Annotated in this window: 15 protein-coding genes; 4 read left to right on the forward strand and 11 right to left on the reverse strand. The window is 67.9% G+C overall.

What is annotated here, in order from left to right; translation table 11 throughout:
- Positions 1–30: 30 nt before the first annotated feature.
- Together EV649_RS23715 and EV649_RS23720 are read left to right on the forward strand one after the other, a co-directional pair.
- On the forward strand, positions 31–1,392 hold the full coding sequence (locus tag EV649_RS23715; protein WP_130385750.1) for an MDR family MFS transporter: 1,362 nt from the start codon (positions 31–33) through the stop codon (positions 1,390–1,392).
- A 125-nt stretch (positions 1,393–1,517) separates the two neighbouring features.
- On the forward strand, positions 1,518–2,606 hold the full coding sequence (locus EV649_RS23720) for a Gfo/Idh/MocA family oxidoreductase (protein ID WP_130385751.1): 1,089 nt from the start codon (positions 1,518–1,520) through the stop codon (positions 2,604–2,606).
- 18 nt (positions 2,607–2,624) lie between these two features.
- Here the strand turns inward: EV649_RS23720 and EV649_RS23725 are convergent, their stop codons facing one another.
- From EV649_RS23725 to EV649_RS23760, 8 genes are all read right to left on the reverse strand, one after another.
- Positions 2,625–3,182 (reverse strand): GNAT family protein, encoded by a 558-nt coding sequence (locus EV649_RS23725; protein WP_130385752.1) that lies wholly within the window; start codon positions 3,180–3,182, stop codon positions 2,625–2,627.
- A gap of 7 nt (positions 3,183–3,189) precedes the next feature.
- Positions 3,190–4,455: an ROK family transcriptional regulator gene (locus EV649_RS23730; RefSeq protein WP_130385753.1), complete on the reverse strand. Its 1,266-nt coding sequence runs from the start codon at positions 4,453–4,455 to the stop codon at positions 3,190–3,192.
- 55 nt (positions 4,456–4,510) lie between these two features.
- A complete protein-coding gene (locus EV649_RS23735; protein ID WP_130385754.1) occupies positions 4,511–5,764 on the reverse strand; it encodes an enolase C-terminal domain-like protein in 1,254 nt (417 codons plus the stop codon).
- Positions 5,764–6,639 carry an NAD(P)-dependent oxidoreductase gene (locus EV649_RS23740; RefSeq protein WP_241998578.1) on the reverse strand — a complete coding sequence of 292 codons (876 nt, stop codon included), beginning with the start codon at positions 6,637–6,639 and terminating at the stop codon, positions 5,764–5,766. Before EV649_RS23740 ends, EV649_RS23735 begins: the two co-directional genes overlap by 1 nt.
- The gene (locus EV649_RS23745; protein WP_130385755.1) at positions 6,636–7,517 is read right to left on the reverse strand and encodes a carbohydrate ABC transporter permease; all 882 of its coding nucleotides are present in this window, start codon (positions 7,515–7,517) and stop codon (positions 6,636–6,638) included. Before EV649_RS23745 ends, EV649_RS23740 begins: the two co-directional genes overlap by 4 nt.
- Positions 7,514–8,428: a sugar ABC transporter permease gene (locus EV649_RS23750; protein WP_130385756.1), complete on the reverse strand. Its 915-nt coding sequence runs from the start codon at positions 8,426–8,428 to the stop codon at positions 7,514–7,516. The genes EV649_RS23745 and EV649_RS23750 overlap by 4 nt, the downstream gene beginning before the upstream one ends.
- A gap of 3 nt (positions 8,429–8,431) precedes the next feature.
- Positions 8,432–9,826, reverse strand: coding sequence for an extracellular solute-binding protein (locus EV649_RS23755; RefSeq protein ID WP_130385757.1), 1,395 nt, complete (start codon positions 9,824–9,826; stop codon positions 8,432–8,434).
- A 130-nt stretch (positions 9,827–9,956) separates the two neighbouring features.
- The gene (locus EV649_RS23760) at positions 9,957–10,730 is read right to left on the reverse strand and encodes an alpha/beta hydrolase (RefSeq protein ID WP_130385758.1); all 774 of its coding nucleotides are present in this window, start codon (positions 10,728–10,730) and stop codon (positions 9,957–9,959) included.
- 88 nt (positions 10,731–10,818) lie between these two features.
- On the opposite strand from EV649_RS23760, the gene EV649_RS23765 reads away from it, so the two are divergent.
- On the forward strand, positions 10,819–11,295 hold the full coding sequence (locus EV649_RS23765; RefSeq protein WP_130385759.1) for a GNAT family N-acetyltransferase: 477 nt from the start codon (positions 10,819–10,821) through the stop codon (positions 11,293–11,295).
- Here EV649_RS23765 and EV649_RS23770 read toward each other — a convergent pair.
- On the reverse strand, positions 11,292–12,347 hold the full coding sequence (locus tag EV649_RS23770; protein WP_198682651.1) for a DUF4185 domain-containing protein: 1,056 nt from the start codon (positions 12,345–12,347) through the stop codon (positions 11,292–11,294). The two genes, EV649_RS23765 and EV649_RS23770, sit on opposite strands and share 4 nt — an antisense overlap.
- 200 nt (positions 12,348–12,547) lie before the next feature.
- On the opposite strand from EV649_RS23770, the gene EV649_RS23775 reads away from it, so the two are divergent.
- Positions 12,548–13,294 (forward strand): SDR family NAD(P)-dependent oxidoreductase, encoded by a 747-nt coding sequence (locus tag EV649_RS23775; RefSeq protein ID WP_241998580.1) that lies wholly within the window; start codon positions 12,548–12,550, stop codon positions 13,292–13,294.
- 4 nt (positions 13,295–13,298) lie between these two features.
- Here EV649_RS23775 and EV649_RS23780 read toward each other — a convergent pair whose 3' ends face one another.
- A complete protein-coding gene (locus EV649_RS23780) occupies positions 13,299–14,120 on the reverse strand; it encodes a sulfurtransferase (RefSeq protein WP_130385761.1) in 822 nt (273 codons plus the stop codon).
- Positions 14,117–14,770 (reverse strand): thymidine kinase, encoded by a 654-nt coding sequence (locus EV649_RS23785; protein ID WP_130385762.1) that lies wholly within the window; start codon positions 14,768–14,770, stop codon positions 14,117–14,119. Before EV649_RS23785 ends, EV649_RS23780 begins: the two co-directional genes overlap by 4 nt.
- Positions 14,771–14,808 lie beyond the last annotated feature (38 nt).

Genomic DNA, 14,808 nt, shown 5'->3' on the forward strand with positions numbered 1-14,808 from the left:
GAGACGCAACGTCTCTAAGGAGCTGCTCGAATGACCACCGCCACTGACCGCCTCGATCGGTCGGTCCTCAAACTCGCCGCCGTCCTCGTCCTCGGCGCGCTCGCCCCGCTGCTCGACAGCACGATCGTCACGGTCGCGATCCACACCGTCGGCACCGACCTGCACGCCTCGGTCGCCACGGTCCAATGGGTCAGCACGGCGTACCTGCTCGCGCTGGCGATGGCGGTCCCGATCACCGGCTGGTCGGCGAACCGCTTCGGCGCCAAACGGATGTGGATCGTCGCACTCGGACTGTTCCTCGCGGGCTCGATGCTGTGCGGTGCGGCCTGGGACATCGGCTCGCTGATCGCGTTCCGCATCATCCAGGGCGTGGGCGGCGGCCTGATGCTACCGATCCTGCAGACCCTGCTGCTGCGCGCCGCCGGCCGCGAACGGATCGGCCGGCTGATGGCGGTCGTCACGCTGCCCGCGGTGCTCGGCCCGATTCTCGGCCCGGTGATCGGCGGCGTCCTGGTCGGCCACCTCGACTGGCGCTGGATCTTCTACGTCAACGTGCCGATCTGCATCGCCGCGATCGCCCTCGCCGTACGTGTCCTGAAGCCCGACCCGCCGGCGATCGCGGCGCGGCTCGACGTCCTCGGTCTGCTGCTGGTCTCCCCCGCGCTCGCCGCGATCATCTACGGCCTCAGCCAGGTCGGCGACCACGGCTTCGGCCACTCCGCCGTACTCGTCCCACTCGCCGTCGGCGTACTGCTGCTGACAGCGTTCGTACTGCGACGCACCGCCGAGCCACTCATCGACTTGGCACTCTTCCGCACGAGATCGTTCACCGCCTCGACCGCGCTCATGTTCCTCACCGGCTTCGGTCTGTACGGCGCGATGCTGCTCCTCCCGCTCTTCTACCAGCAGGCCCGCGGTGAGACGGTGACTACTGCCGGCCTCCTCCTTGTGCCGCAGGGAATCGGCAGCCTGCTCGCCCGTACCGCCGGGGGTCTCACGGATCGCCTCGGCCCGCGTCCGGTCGTTCTCGCCGGGATCATCCTCACCACGCTCGGAACCATCCCGTTCGCGATCACCGACGCGTCATACTGGCTGCTCGGGGTCGCGCTCGTGGTTCGCGGCGCCGGGTTGAGTGCGGTCAATCTCGCGGTGATGGTCGGAGCCTTCCGCGACCTCGAGCCGGCGCAGATCCCGCACGCGAGCAGCACGACGCGGATCATGCAGCAGCTCGGCGGCGCTTTCGGTGCGGCGACGCTTGCCGTCGTACTGCAGAGTCAGCTCACCGGACACCACGCGTCGACGGCGTACGCGCACAGCTTCGGGTGGGCAATCGGGTTCACCGTGCTGGCCGCCGTACCGGCGTTCTTCCTGCCTCGGGGGCGGGGCTTCTGACTAAGTAACACGCTTGGTTGAACTTATAGGTATGAGATCGGCGCGCAAGTCACCGTGACGGCGGCGCCAGGATCGGATAGCGTTTTCCGGGATTGGACCGTGGACAGGACCGAAGTAGGAGCGAGATGGCTGACACACAACAGCAGGTCGCGATCGTCGGGTGCGGCATCATCGGCCGCACCCACGCCAAGACCATCGCGGAACGGCCGGACGCGATCGTCACCGCCCTGGTGGACGGTGACGCCGCGGCCGCGGAGGCACTCAAGGCACAACTGGTCGAACTCGGGCAGCCGGAGCCGAAGGTGTACGACGACCTGGCCGCGGCGCTGGGTGGGTCGGACGTCTCCCTCGTCGCGATCTGCACACCGAGCGGCACGCACGCGGCGCTGGCCGAGCAGGCGCTGAACGAGAAGAAGCACGTCGTGATCGAGAAGCCGCTCGACGTCGACCTGATCCGGGCCCGCCGCCTTGGCGCCGCGGCCACCCGGGCCGGGAGCCACGGCGTGCTGTCGTCGGTGATCAGTCAGCACCGCTTCGACGCCGGCAGCGCGGTGGTCAAGCAGGCGATCGACACCGGGCGATTCGGGCAACTGACGTCGTCCGTCGCGACGGTGGCGTGGTGGCGCAGCGACGAGTACTACGCGTCGGCGGGCTGGCGCGGGACGTGGACGCAGGACGGCGGCGGCGCGCTGATGAACCAGGGCGTCCACACCGTCGACCTGATGCTGTGGTTCATGGGCCGCCCGGTGAGCATCCAGGCACAGGCGCTGCGGGCCGCCCACCATGCGATCGAGGTCGAGGACACCGTCGTCGCCACGATCACCTTCGAGAGCGGCGCCGTCGGCACGCTGCATGCCACCACGGCGGCGTTCCCCGGCGGCCGTACCCGCGTCTCGGTCCACGGCACCGAAGGCGGCGCCGAGGTCGAGGACGACCGCCTCCGTCGCCTGAATGTGGACGGCTCCACCGACGACCAGCCCGTCGATGTCGGCGGCCCCGGCGGCCACAAAGCGCAGTACGACGACATCCTCAAGGCGATCGCCGACGGCACCCCGCCGGCCATCACCGTCCAGGACGCCATCGACGCCCTCGCTACGGTGCGAGCCGTCTACATCGCCTCGACCCTCCAGCGCCCGGTCAAGTTCGTCGACGTACTCGAAGGTCGCTACGACGATGTCGACGTCTCCCGCGGCATCGGCCTCCCACCGAGCTGAGCCGGCGAGCCCGGCGCCTCAGGCGCCGGGCTCGCGCGAGTTCAGAATCCGCTGGTAGAGGTTGCAGTCCTGCCAGTGGCCGTCGATGTGGAGGTACGTCGGCGCCATCCCTATCTGGTGGAAGCCGGTCCGCTCGAGGACCCGCTGTGACGCCGCATTCCCGGTCAGCGTGCTCGCCTCGATGCGGTGCAGCTTCAGCTGGGTGTCGGCGATCTCAGCGACGGCCTCGACGGCACGGGTGGCCAGGCCGCGGCCGAGTACGTCGACGGCCAGCCAGTAGCCGAGGGCCGCGCTGCGGAACGGGCCGGGCACCAGGTCGCTCAAGGTGATCTGGCCGACGATCCGATCGTCTGAGGCCAGCACCCACGGCACCACCTGGCCGTTCTTGTAGCGCTCGAGCTGGTACGTCATCCGCTCGGCCTGCCCGACGGTGGTGAACCACTTCTCGTCCCGGACCGGCTCCCAAGGCCGCAGATGGTCGCGGCTCCGGGTCTGTGCGTCGGCGAGAGCGGGGGCGTCGTCGAGGGTCGCGATCCGGAGCTCGACGTCCGGTGTCAGCGGGCGGGGTTCGATCACTGTTCGATCACTTGGGCAGCCTACGTGCCTGACTCGATCCCGAGACCCGAGGGGTGAACGCGTCGTGGAAGATCGTCGACGCCGCCCCGACCGCGGCCGCGTCGGTCTGCAGCATCGACTCCTCGACCGCGACCGGTCGGGTCTCCCGCGCCACCGGATGCGCGTTCACCGCGCGCCCGATCTCGGTCAGCAGGATCTCCGAGATCTCCTTGCCGTACGCCGGCCCGCCGAGCACCACGAGATCGATATCGAGCAGATCCACCAGCCCGACCGCGCCCTGCCCGATCACGCGGGCGACCTGCGTGACCGCCTTCACCGCCGCGACGTCCCCGTCGGCCGCCGCCTTGCACACGGCGCGGTACCGCTTGGCCTCGTCGGTCGCGGCCGGATCGGTCTCGACGTACCCGAACTCGGCCGCGATCACCGGCAGCGACGCTGTCGGGTTGCACTCGGGGATCATGCGGGGTCCGTCGACAGGGTCCCGCTCCCCCATCCGCAGCGCCGCGATCTGCCCGAACTCACCGGCGTTCGCCGTACCGCCGCGGTAGATCGAGCCGTTCAGGATCAGCCCGCTGCCGACGCCGGTGCCGAGATAGAGGTACGCGAAGTCCCGCGCCCGCGCCGACCGGCCGATCCACCGCTCGCCGATCGCAGCCGCCGTACCGTCCTTCTCCACCAGGACCGGATGATTCAGCTTCTGCTGCAGCAGCTGCCGGATCTTCAACCCGCGCCAGGCCGGCTGCAACGGCAGCGCGAGCAGAGTCCCGTCCGCGTCGATCGGGCCCGGTACGGCGACGCCGACGCCGAGCATCGACGCCAGGTCGACCTGGCTGATGCTGAGCGCCGCGTTCACTGTGGCCGCGGTCAGGTCGATCAGCTTGTCCGCCTCGAGGTCGTCCGCGAGATCGACGGTTTCGCGACGGACGATCGTGCCGTCCAGGTCGACCACGGCAACGGTCAGCAGTTCGGGATCGATATGGATGCCGACCGCGTGCGCGGCCTTCGACCGCAACCGCACCGGCGTCCGCGGCTTGCCGAGCCGCTCAGCGCGCTCCTGCGCCTCCTCCACCAGCAACCCCTGCTGGAGAAGGAGACGCAGGATCCGCGACACCGACTGCTGGGTGAGCCCGGTACGGCGGGCGATCTCGGTCCGGCTGATGATGCCGGCCAGCCGGATCGTCTCGATGATCACGGCCTCGTTGAACGAGCCCAGGTCGTACTGGTTCGCGCCCGCGCGCCGCAGCTCGGCGAGTCCCTCGACCGAATCGCTCATCTCGACCTCCCGTCTCGTCCCTACTGGCCGTGATCGTACTGCCCGACGCCCGATCTCACGGAGCTTCGAGCGCTCCGTCGATGCGTCGTACCCCGGCCGCCCACTCGTCGTGACCGGACAGTTCCGCCGGATAACGGGCCGCTGCCTCCAGATCGACGTCGATTCCCCAGCCGGGCGCCTCGTTCGGCCGCAGCCAGCCGTCCTCGATCCGCAGCGTCCCGGGGAACACCTCGTACGTCGCCTCGTTGTAGATGTGGCCCTCTTGGATGCCGAAGGCAACGGACGTCACGTCCAGCGCGACGTTCGCCGCGGCGCCGATCGGCGAGGTGTCACCCGGCCCGTGCCAGGCCGTCCGTACGCCGGAGATCTCCGCGAGATCGGCCAGCTTGCGGGCCGGGGTCAGACCGCCGATGTCCGAAACATGCGAGCGGATGAAGTCGACACCGCCGTCCCGGATCAGCCGGACCGCGTCACCGAACGACGTCGTGAGCTCGCCCACGGCCAGGGGAACCGGGGAGGCGGCCCGGACCTCGGGCAGCCGGTCCCACAGCTCCGGCGCGAGCACATCCTCGAGGAAGAACAGCCGGTGTTGCTCGAGCGAACGAGCCAGCAGCACCGCTTCCTTCGGCGTGAGCCGCGAGTGCACGTCGTGGAGCAGTTCGATGTTGTCGGGCAGCGCGTGCCGCGCCTCGGCGAACAGTTCCGGCGTGGTCCGCAGGTAGTCCCGCGCCGACCAGCCGTTGTGGTACGGCGCGTCCGGGTAGAGCGTCGGTACCTGCGGAGCGCCGTACCCGCCACCGCCTGGTGTCGAGATCTGCAGCCGGATGTGCCGCCAGCCCTGCGTGATCAGCTTCTGCGCGTGGTCGATCGTGTCGTCGATCGTCCGCCCGCTCGCGTGGATATAGGTGTCGGCGGCCGCGCGGACCTTGCCGCCGAGCAGTTCGTACACCGGCATCCCGGCGCGCTTGCCGGCGATGTCCCACAGCGCCTGGTCGATGCCGGAGATCGCGTTGTTCGTCACCGGTCCGCCACGCCAGTACCCGGAGTACGACGCCAGCCGGGTGAGGTCACCGATGTCGCCCGGGTAGCGCCCGACGAGCAGCCGGGACATGTGCTCGTCGACGAACGTCTGGACGGCCTTCCAGCGCTGCGTGAACGTGGCGCACCCGAGCCCGTACAGGCCCGGTTCGGTGGTGTCGATCTTCACGACCACCAGCGGGATGCCTTGCGGTGCCGTGACGATCGCCTTCACCTCGCGGATCCGGATGTCGTCCCGCGCTGGCCACGGCTGGTCGAAGTTCGAGGGCATCAAAGCTCCAGGGAGAGGGTGGGCAGGTCCAGTTCGTGCCGGGCCTCGAAGCCGAGCACAGTCCGTACGGCGGTCAGATCGATCGGCACCTCGCGTCCGGCGAACCGTCGCGACCGCGGCACGTCGGGCGCGTACGCGTCCAGCAGGTCCTCGGTCGGGTACGGCGCGGTGGTGGTGCTCGCGGTCACGAAGAAGGTCTGTGCGCCCGACAACGGCGCGGTCAGTCCGAGCTCGATGGCGTACGCCGCGTCGCGGGTGTCCAGGTAGCTCCAGGCCTCCCGCAGTCCGCTGCCCGGATGCTCCCGGACATGGTCGGACATCTGCTGCAGCACCTCCGTCGAGTTCACGTGCGGGAACCGGAAGGCGACCACGTCGATCCCCCATCGCCGCCACGCCATCCGCGCGGTGTTCTCGTCGTTCTGCTTCGACAGCGAGTACGCGTCGCCGATATCGCTCGCCGCCTGCTCGTCCCACGGGAAGTACGGCGGCCGGATCTCGTGCGGATTGAACGGTACGCCGGTCGCGTTGATGCTGCTCGCGATCACAGCCCGGTCGATGCCGAGCGCACCAGCCTGGGCCAGCACGTTGAACGTCGACACCACGTTGATCGAGTACACCTCGTACGGCGTACCGGCCGAGGGGTGCGGGAGCGCTGCCAGGTGCACGACGTACTCCACGCCCTCCAGGGCATGCGCCACGTCCGTCTCGGATCGCGTGTCGCCGATCAGCACCCGGTCCGCCTTCAGATCCGGGTGCTCGACGTTCGACAGGGTGGTCACCTTCGCACCCACCTCGTTCAGGTGCTCGACCGTGACCAGCCCGATCCGCCCGGCGGCCCCCGTCACCAGCACCCGCCGACCGTTCAGTTCATTCACTCTTTGATACCTCCGGCCATCCCCACGCCGCGCAGGAATTGTTTCTGGAACAACAAGAAGAGCACGACAGGGATCAGAACCGCGAGGAACAGCGCGCTCATCTGCAGGGAGATCTCTGTGGTCTTGGCCACCCGTGGCAGTGCGACCGAGATCGGCTGCAGCCGTGGGTCCGGCAGGACGAGCAGCGGCCAGAGGTAGTCCTTCCACGAACCGATGACGGTCAGTAGCGCGACGACTCCGACGATCGGTTTCGACAGCGGCAGGATCAGCGACGTGAACAGCCTCAGGTTGCTCGCGCCGTCGATCCGGGCGGCCTCGATCAGCTCGCGCGGGATCGAGTCGAAGTACCGCTTCATCACCAGCACGTTGAACGCGCCGGCCGCCTGCGGCAGCCAGACCGCCCAGAACGTGTTCTGCAGGCTGATCCCAAGCACCGGCATCTTCAGCACCGGCATGTACAGCGGGACAAGCGAGATGACACCAGGCAGGAAGAGTGTCGCCAGTACGGCGCCGGTGACGACCGGTCCCCACTTCGGCCGAAGGATGCTCAACACGAAGGCACCCGTCGTACACACGAACAGGGTCGAGATCATCGAACCGATCGCGATGAACGCGGTGTTGCCCAGGTACGCGCCGATCTGCACGCGGTTCCAGGCGTCCGGGATGTTCTTCAGCTGGATCCCTGACGGCCAGAGCTGCATCGGGCCGCGCAGGATGTCCTGGCTCGTCGAGACACCGGACTTGAGCAGCCAGAGCAGTGGGCCGACACCGGCGATCAGGACACCGATGAAGATCAGCACCTGGATCGTCGGCAGGCCGTAGCGGACCAGGCCGCGCTGGCGGTCCGCGGTTGAGATGATTCCGCGTTCGTAACTCATGTAGTACTCCAGCGGCGAGTGACGAAGTGGTAGACGACCGACAGCACGCACAGCACCCCGGCGAGCAGCACGCTGAGCGCGGTCGCGGCGCCGAAGTCGCCGTTGATGAACGCGTACCGGTAGATCAGCAGCAGGATCGTCGTGGTGGCGTTGTTCGGGCCGCCGCCGGTGAACAGGAACGGCTCGGTGAACACCTGGAACGTCCCGATCAGCTGCAGCAGCATCATGATCAGGATGATTCCGCGGATCTGCGGCAGCGTGACGTGCCAGACCCGGCTCCAGATCCCCGCTCCGTCCAGCTCGGCCGCCTCGTACAACTCCGTCCGTACGCCGGTCAGCGCCGCCAGGTAGATGATCGACGTGGCACCGGCACCGGCCCACGTCGCCTCGAGCACGATCGCCGGCATCGCCAGGGTCTGCGAGTTCAGCCATGCGAACGGCCCGAGCCCGAACCAGCCGAGGATCGAGTTGAACACGCCCGCCCCGCTCGGGTCGTAGAAGAACGTCCACAACAGGATCGCGGCCACCGGCGGTACGACGGCCGGCAGGTAGGAGAGCACGTTGTAGAGCCAGCCGGTCTTGCGCAGCTCGCTGATGAACACGGCCAGGAACAACGGCACCGGGAAGCCGAAGACCAGGGCCAGCAGGCAGAAGTACAGCGTGTTGAGCGCTGCCTGCGGGAGCTGCGGATCAGTCAGCACGTAACTGAAATTCGACATCCCGACCCACTCGGGCGGGGCGACGAGGTTGTTCTTCTGGAAGCTGAGCACCAGGCCGCGGACGATCGGGCCCCAGGAGAAGTACAGGAAGATCAGTACTAGGGGCAGGGCGAAGAAGACGGCGCTCAGCCCGCCGGAGCGGTACCAGGTGGCAACACTCCGGCCGGACTTCTGGGTTCGTTGCTGGAACATGGGCTACCGGGCCAGACGCGCGTCGATCTTCGAGGCCGTGTCGCTCAATAGCTTGTCGATGTCCGCATCCTTCTTCGTGAGCACCTGCTGCACCACCGGGTCGAGCAGCGAGTAGACCTCCTGGCCCTTGTTCGACGGCTCGGGCAGCAGTTTCAGCGACGTGGTCGAGTCGATGTAGCCCTGGAACTGCTTCACCGGGACGTTCACGTACGGCTCACGCCACTTGTTGAACTGGTCGTACGTCTCCTGGCTCAACGGCGTGATCCCCGGCCGGCCCACGAAACCCTTGTCGGCGATCGTGGTCTTGGCGTCCTGGACGGCGACCGACTCGGTCGTGTACTTGTCGAACTGGTCGAACTTGATCCACTTCAGCGCGGCGACGACCTCGTTCTTGGTCGCCTTCGGGCTGATCATCTTCAGCGAGCCACCGGTCAGCGTGCCGTGCGGACCGCCGTCCTGCGGCAGCGCGCCCTCGCCGAAGTCGGCGGGCTTCATGCCGAAGTTCTTCACGCTCATGTCGTAGGCGTCCGGCGCCTGCAGGACCATGCCGATCTTCCCGGCCGCGAAGTCCTGGCGGACCTCCTCCTGGTTGTACAGGAACCTGCTGCCCATCGAGTTGTCGGTCCAGCGCATGTCCTTGAGCAGCTGCAGCGCCTTCTTGGTCGGCGCGTCGTTGAACGTGCTCTTCTTGCCGTCCGCGCTCTCGACCGTGCCGCCCATGCTGTAGGTCATCGTGGTCAGCATCCAGCCGCCGGTGTTGTTCGTGGTCAGCTGCGCGTACCCGGCTTTGCCGGTCTTGTCGGCGATCTGCTTCGCGTACTGGCGGACCTCGTCCCAGGACGTCGGCGGCTTGTCAGGGTCGAGGCCGGCCTGCTTGAACAGGGCGCGGTTGTAGGCGATGCCGACCGAGAAGACGTCGATGGGTACGCCGTAGATCCGGCCGTTCGCGTCCTGGACGATCTTCAGGACGTTCGGGTTCAGGTCCTTGGTCAGGTCGACCAGTTTCAGCTCGTCGGTGATGTCCGGGAGCTGCTTGTTCGGGATCATGTTGGCCGGCTCGGTGAAGCTGATGTTCATCACCGTCGGCAGCGTGCCGCCCGCCACCTGGGCCTGGAAGGTCTGCGCCTCCCACTTCGTCTCGGTCGACTTCACCGTGATGTTCGGGTACTTCGCCGTGAAGTCCTTGATCTTCTGCTCGAACGCCTTGATGTCGTTCGGCTTGTCGGGGGTCGGGCGGTCCCCGATCGTGATCGTGACCGGGGCCTTCTCGTCGATCTCGCCACCGGCGCCGCCGGACGCGGCGGGCGTCGTGGCCTTCGCACATCCCGCCGCCGCGAGCATCAGCCCGGCAACCCCCAGGGCAGTCCCGCACCTGCCCCACCTGCGCACTCTCGTCATCGGAACTCCTCAGGTTTCCGGATGCCGCCGATGTGCTCTGAGCCACACACCGGCCAGGTCCCGAGTAAGTTAAACCAAGCGTGTTACTAACTCAAGACCTTGATCGCCATCTCTGCGGAAACGCTTTCCTTCAGGAGCTCAGATCACCCAGCGGCATGAACTTCGGCGCCTGCGGACCGGCCAGGAAATCCAGCAGGAGCCGATTCACCACCTCAGGCTTCTCCAATGGCAGCCCGTGCGACGAACCGGGTACGACGGCAACCTGGGCGTCCGGGATCGCGCGGGCAACCTCGGCCGTGTGCTCGATCCGGACGCAGTCGTCGTCACCCTGCATGAGCAGTACAGGCATCGGCAGCGCCTTGAGTACGGCGAGCTCGACGTCCGGGAGGGTCTTCCACATCTGAGCCCACTTGGCGAAGACCACGTCGAAGTGCTCAGGGCCGTCAGGTGAGAGCGGCTCGTACTGCGCGCGAAAGGCTGCGGCGAGGAACTCCAGGCCCCCGGGCTCGAGGAGTGCCTGGTTGGCAGCGGTGCCGCCTGCGTGGGTCAGTTCGGTGCCGATCAGGACGAGCTTGCGGACGAGGTCCGGCCGGGACAGCGCGAGGCTCATGCCGACCTTGCCGCCATCACTCCACCCGACCACGTGCACCGGCCCGAGCTCGAGTGCCTCGACGAACGCGGCCGTGTCCGCGGCGAAGATCTCCATCGACACCGGCCCGTCGACGTCCGGCGTACGCCCGTGTCCGCGCCGCTCCGGGATCAGAACCCGGTACTGCGCGGCCAACGCCCGCGCCTGCCCCTGCCAACTGTCCGCCGTCACTCCCCCGCCGTGCAACAGCACGACCGGCTCGCCCGTGCCGAGCTCGTCGTAATACGTCCGCACACCCCGGGCATCGACATCCATACCCGTGGAACGAGCGACAGCGACTCCGGCGTTCCCGGGCCGCTGTAAATCGGTGGAGGTGGTGATCGGCGGAGGCGAGGATGGGCGCATGCATCTGCGCCCGGCGCTCGCCGCTGATCTTCCGTTCCTGCTCGAGATGTTGCTCGAGGCGTGTAACTGGGACGGGACTGCCTGGTACGACGAGGCGAAGGTGCGGGGGGACGGTCATGCGTGGCGGTACCTCGACGGATGGCCGCGAGAGAGAGACTTCGGCGTGGTCGCGGAGATCGACGGCTCCCCCGCGGGTGCGGCGTGGGCGCGGTTGCTCACCGCGGAGCGGCCCGGGTACGGGTACATCGCGGCCGACGTTCCCGAGCTGACCCTGGGTGTGGCGGCCGGCTTTCGGCGGCGCGGGGTCGCCCGGGGCGTGCTGACCGAAGTGATCGCACAGGCGCGCGCAGCGTCGTACGGACAGCTCTCGCTCAGCGTGGACCCGGACAACCCGGCTCGGAACCTCTACGAATCACTGGGGTTCCGGAAGGTCGGTGTCGTCGGCACGTCCGACACGATGGTGCTCGAGCTTTAACCGAAGCCTCGGACGCGGAACTGCCTGACGCGGTACGGCCAGCCGTTGTCGGTGTTCCACTGGCTCACCGACAGATGCATGTCTGAGAGCGTGGAGCCCGGGATCACGTAACCGCCGTACAGCTGGGCGACATGGTTGTCGTCCTCCGAGCCCCACGCGCCGCCGTAGATCAGGGTCTGCCGGTACGCCGTGTAGAGGTTGGACGTCGGCGTGTCCATGATCATGCCGTCGATCCGGTAGTCGCCGGCGTTGAACCAGGTCAGCACCCACTTGCCGCCGAGCGGACGCAGGCTCATCTCGCCGAAGCTCCCGTTCAGGATCGGCGTCGCGGGGTTGCCCCACGCCCAGACCCCGTCCCGGTAGCCCCACGGTTCGTACGCCGTCGGGTTCGCGATCTGCTCCTGCCGCACGCGCTTCAGGATGATCGGCTTGTTGCGCTGGAACCCGGTCGAGTAGACGTACACGTACCCGTCGTTGCCGAGTCCCCAGGTCAGCAGCTGGAACATCCCGCCGTCGATGTTCGGGTCGAACTTTGCGCCGGTGTGGTACCAGCTCGCGCCGGAGTTGTCGGAACGCCAGATCTCTGTCCACACAACGTTTCCGAGGCCTTTGTTCACCATCGCGTGCAGGTACATCGACCCGCCGATCGTGATCACGTCCGAGGGCAGCACGGTCGAGAACGTCGGATTGTCGTGCGGGTAGTCCCACAGCTGCTGCGCCGCGTCTCCCCCGACCGCGCCGGACCACGTCACGCCGCCGTTCAGGTCCGTGGTCGTCGACCACAGCGCGACCGGTGACCGCCACCAGCCGCCGCCGACGCGCGCCTCCTCGAAGGTGTCGCCGAACATGAACAGCAGCCGCCCGTCCGGCGTCCGCGCCGGAATCCCCAGGTCGGTCGCCGCCATCCGGAACCGGTCGGTCAAACCGGGCCCGGTCAGATCGGCCACTTTGTTGGTCAGCACAGCCTGGCTGCTCCCGAAGGCACGGCCCGGTACGGCGGCCAGCACGCCGGCACCCACGGCCGCGCGCAGGAACGTGGATCGCTTCATCATCGACTGACTCCCAGGGGCGGTTCGAAGGATGGGAAATCGATTGCTCGCACACCATCCCGCGCCCACCACGACGAAGTCAACCCTTTCGTCTCCCATGCACGAGGACGTTCCGGGCGGTGACTCAGCTCACGTCGATCGGCTGTCACGGACCAGAGCACCGCGGCATCTCGTGGTCGAACAATTGTTTCGACAGGAGGAACATGATGACGAACGCGGAGCAGACCGCCGTACTGATCACCGGGGCGAACAAGGGTCTCGGCTACGAAGCGGCCCGTCGGCTCGGAGAGATGGGCTGGAAGGTCTTCCTCGGTTCGCGTGACGAGGAGCGCGGGCGGGTGGCCGTCGAGAAGTTGGCGGCCGACGGCGTGGATGTGGTGCTGGTGCCGTTGGACGTCACTTCCGAAGAGTCCGTGGCAGGCGCCCTGCAGGTCGTCTCCGGGCACACCGAGCGGCTCGACGTACTGATCAACAACGCGGGCGCGCCAGGGCATGCCGTTCACCCGAGCGAGGCGACAGCCGACGAGCTGCACGCCGTGTACGACGCCAACGTGTACGGACCGGTGCGGGTCACGCATGCGTTCCTTCCGCTGCTGCAAGCGGCGAGCAACCCACGCGTGGTGATGGTCTCCAGCGGAGGCGGTGCATTCAGCGTGGTGCTCGACCCGGAGCAGCCGGTTTCCAAGATGCACGAACTCGCGTACAGCTCGTCCAAGGCGGCGCTGAACATGCTGACGATCAGGTACGCGCAGGCGCTGCCGACCATCAAGTTCAACGCCATCACGCCCGGTGAGACCGCGAACCACACGTTCGCGGCCACCGATATGAACAACCACAAGGGTCAGCTGACCGTCACCGAAGGCACCGACGTCATCATCCGCATGGCCACGCTCGGCCCGGACGGCCCCACCGGTACTTTCGAGGACCGCCTCGGTCCAGTGGATTGGTAAGCGGTCAGTCCTTGCCGGTGGCCACTGGGCGGGTGGGGTCGGTGATCCATTCGGACCAGCTGCCGATGTACACGGTGGCGGGGAGGCCGGCGGATTCAAGGGCGAGGGCTTCGTGCGCGGCGGTGACTCCGGATCCGCAGTAGACCGCGGTTTCGGTGGAGGGTGTGACGCCGAGTGCGGTGAAGCGGGCCTGGAGGTCGGAGGCCGGGAGGAAGTGCCCGGTCTCGTCGACGTTCGCGGTCGTCGGGGCGTTCACGGCCCCGGGGATGTGGCCGGCCACCGGATCCATCGGCTCGACCTCACCCGCGAACCGCTCGGGTGCCCGTGCGTCCAGCAGGATGCCCTTCGCGGCCACCGCGGCAGCGCCATCGGCGTCGAGCACGGGCAGGTGGCCGGGTGTCGCGGTGAACGTACCGGCACCACCAGCCGGCGCATCCACGGTGACCTCTCCCCCGGCGGCCTTCCACGCGGCCAGCCCGCCGTCCAGGACGCGTACGTCGGTCAGCCCGAAGTACCTGAACACCCACCAAGCGCGGGCCGCGGACATCGAGTTCGCAGCGTCGTACACCACGACCGGGGTGTCGGCGGAGCTGATGCCGAGCCGGAGGAACGTCTCCGTCACGGTGGTTGCGGTGGGCAATGGGTGACGGCCGGGGCCGGGAGCGGCGGCGAGCTCGGTCTCGAGGTCGACGAAGAATGCACCGGGCAGGTGGCCGGCGTCGTACGCCTCCTTGCCGGGCGGACCGGCCAGGTTCCAGGTGACGTCGACCAGCACCGGAGCGGCGCCCAGCGCACGCAGGTCGTCGACAGTGATCAACGGGCTCATGACGCAGCTCCTCCGAACGGCAGGACTTCGGGTGACAAGGTGGCGCGGGCGCGGGCCTGGGTGAGACGGCGGCGGTGGTGCCGGCGGCAGAGCACCTCGTATGCGACCTCGTGGTCCAGCGACACGATGTCGCCCACGACCAGCTGCTCGCCCTCGGTCACCATCTCCCCACCGATCGTACGGGCGTTGTGCGTGGCCCGTTCACCGCACCAGCACAACGCCTCGACCTGGAGCAGTTCCATCCGGTCCGCGAGCTCCACCAGCCGCGCCGACCCCGGGAACAACGTCGCCCGGAAGTCGGTCAGGATGCCGAAGCAGAACACGTCGATCTGCAGTTCGTCGGTCAGCCGCGCGAGCTGCTCGATCTGCAGCGGGCTGTAGAACTGTGCCTCGTCGCAGACCACGTAGTCGATCCGGCCGCCGGCGGTCAGCTCGTTGACGACGTAGTCCCAGAAGTCGAACTCCGTGCGTACCTCGACCGCGTCCGCGGACAGCCCGAGGCGCGACGAGAGCACCGACTCCCCCGCCCGGTCGTGGCTGGTGAAGATCCTTCCGAGCCTCCCGCGTGCCTTGTGGTTGTGATCCATCTGCAGCGCCAGCGTCGACTTGCCGCAGTCCATGGTCCCGGTGAAATACAGGAGCTCCGCCACGGGCGAACATCCTGCCAAGTCAAAGGTTCCCTGTGCAC

Origin of the sequence: Kribbella sp. VKM Ac-2569 (genome assembly GCF_004216905.1) — a bacterium.
Lineage (GTDB): Bacteria > Actinomycetota > Actinomycetes > Propionibacteriales > Kribbellaceae > Kribbella.

Coding starts and splice junctions, on each gene's coding strand:
- EV649_RS23715 (WP_130385750.1), top strand. CDS start 31: ATGACCACCGCCACTGACCGCCTCGATCGGTCGGTCCTCAAACTCGCC.
- EV649_RS23720 (WP_130385751.1), top strand. CDS start 1,518: ATGGCTGACACACAACAGCAGGTCGCGATCGTCGGGTGCGGCATCATC.
- EV649_RS23730 (WP_130385753.1), bottom strand. CDS start 4,455: ATGAGCGATTCGGTCGAGGGACTCGCCGAGCTGCGGCGCGCGGGCGCG.
- EV649_RS23735 (WP_130385754.1), bottom strand. CDS start 5,764: ATGCCCTCGAACTTCGACCAGCCGTGGCCAGCGCGGGACGACATCCGG.
- EV649_RS23745 (WP_130385755.1), bottom strand. CDS start 7,517: ATGAGTTACGAACGCGGAATCATCTCAACCGCGGACCGCCAGCGCGGC.
- EV649_RS23750 (WP_130385756.1), bottom strand. CDS start 8,428: ATGTTCCAGCAACGAACCCAGAAGTCCGGCCGGAGTGTTGCCACCTGG.
- EV649_RS23755 (WP_130385757.1), bottom strand. CDS start 9,826: ATGACGAGAGTGCGCAGGTGGGGCAGGTGCGGGACTGCCCTGGGGGTT.
- EV649_RS23760 (WP_130385758.1), bottom strand. CDS start 10,730: ATGGATGTCGATGCCCGGGGTGTGCGGACGTATTACGACGAGCTCGGC.
- EV649_RS23765 (WP_130385759.1), top strand. CDS start 10,819: ATGCATCTGCGCCCGGCGCTCGCCGCTGATCTTCCGTTCCTGCTCGAG.
- EV649_RS23770 (WP_198682651.1), bottom strand. CDS start 12,347: ATGATGAAGCGATCCACGTTCCTGCGCGCGGCCGTGGGTGCCGGCGTG.
- EV649_RS23775 (WP_241998580.1), top strand. CDS start 12,548: ATGATGACGAACGCGGAGCAGACCGCCGTACTGATCACCGGGGCGAAC.
- EV649_RS23780 (WP_130385761.1), bottom strand. CDS start 14,120: ATGAGCCCGTTGATCACTGTCGACGACCTGCGTGCGCTGGGCGCCGCT.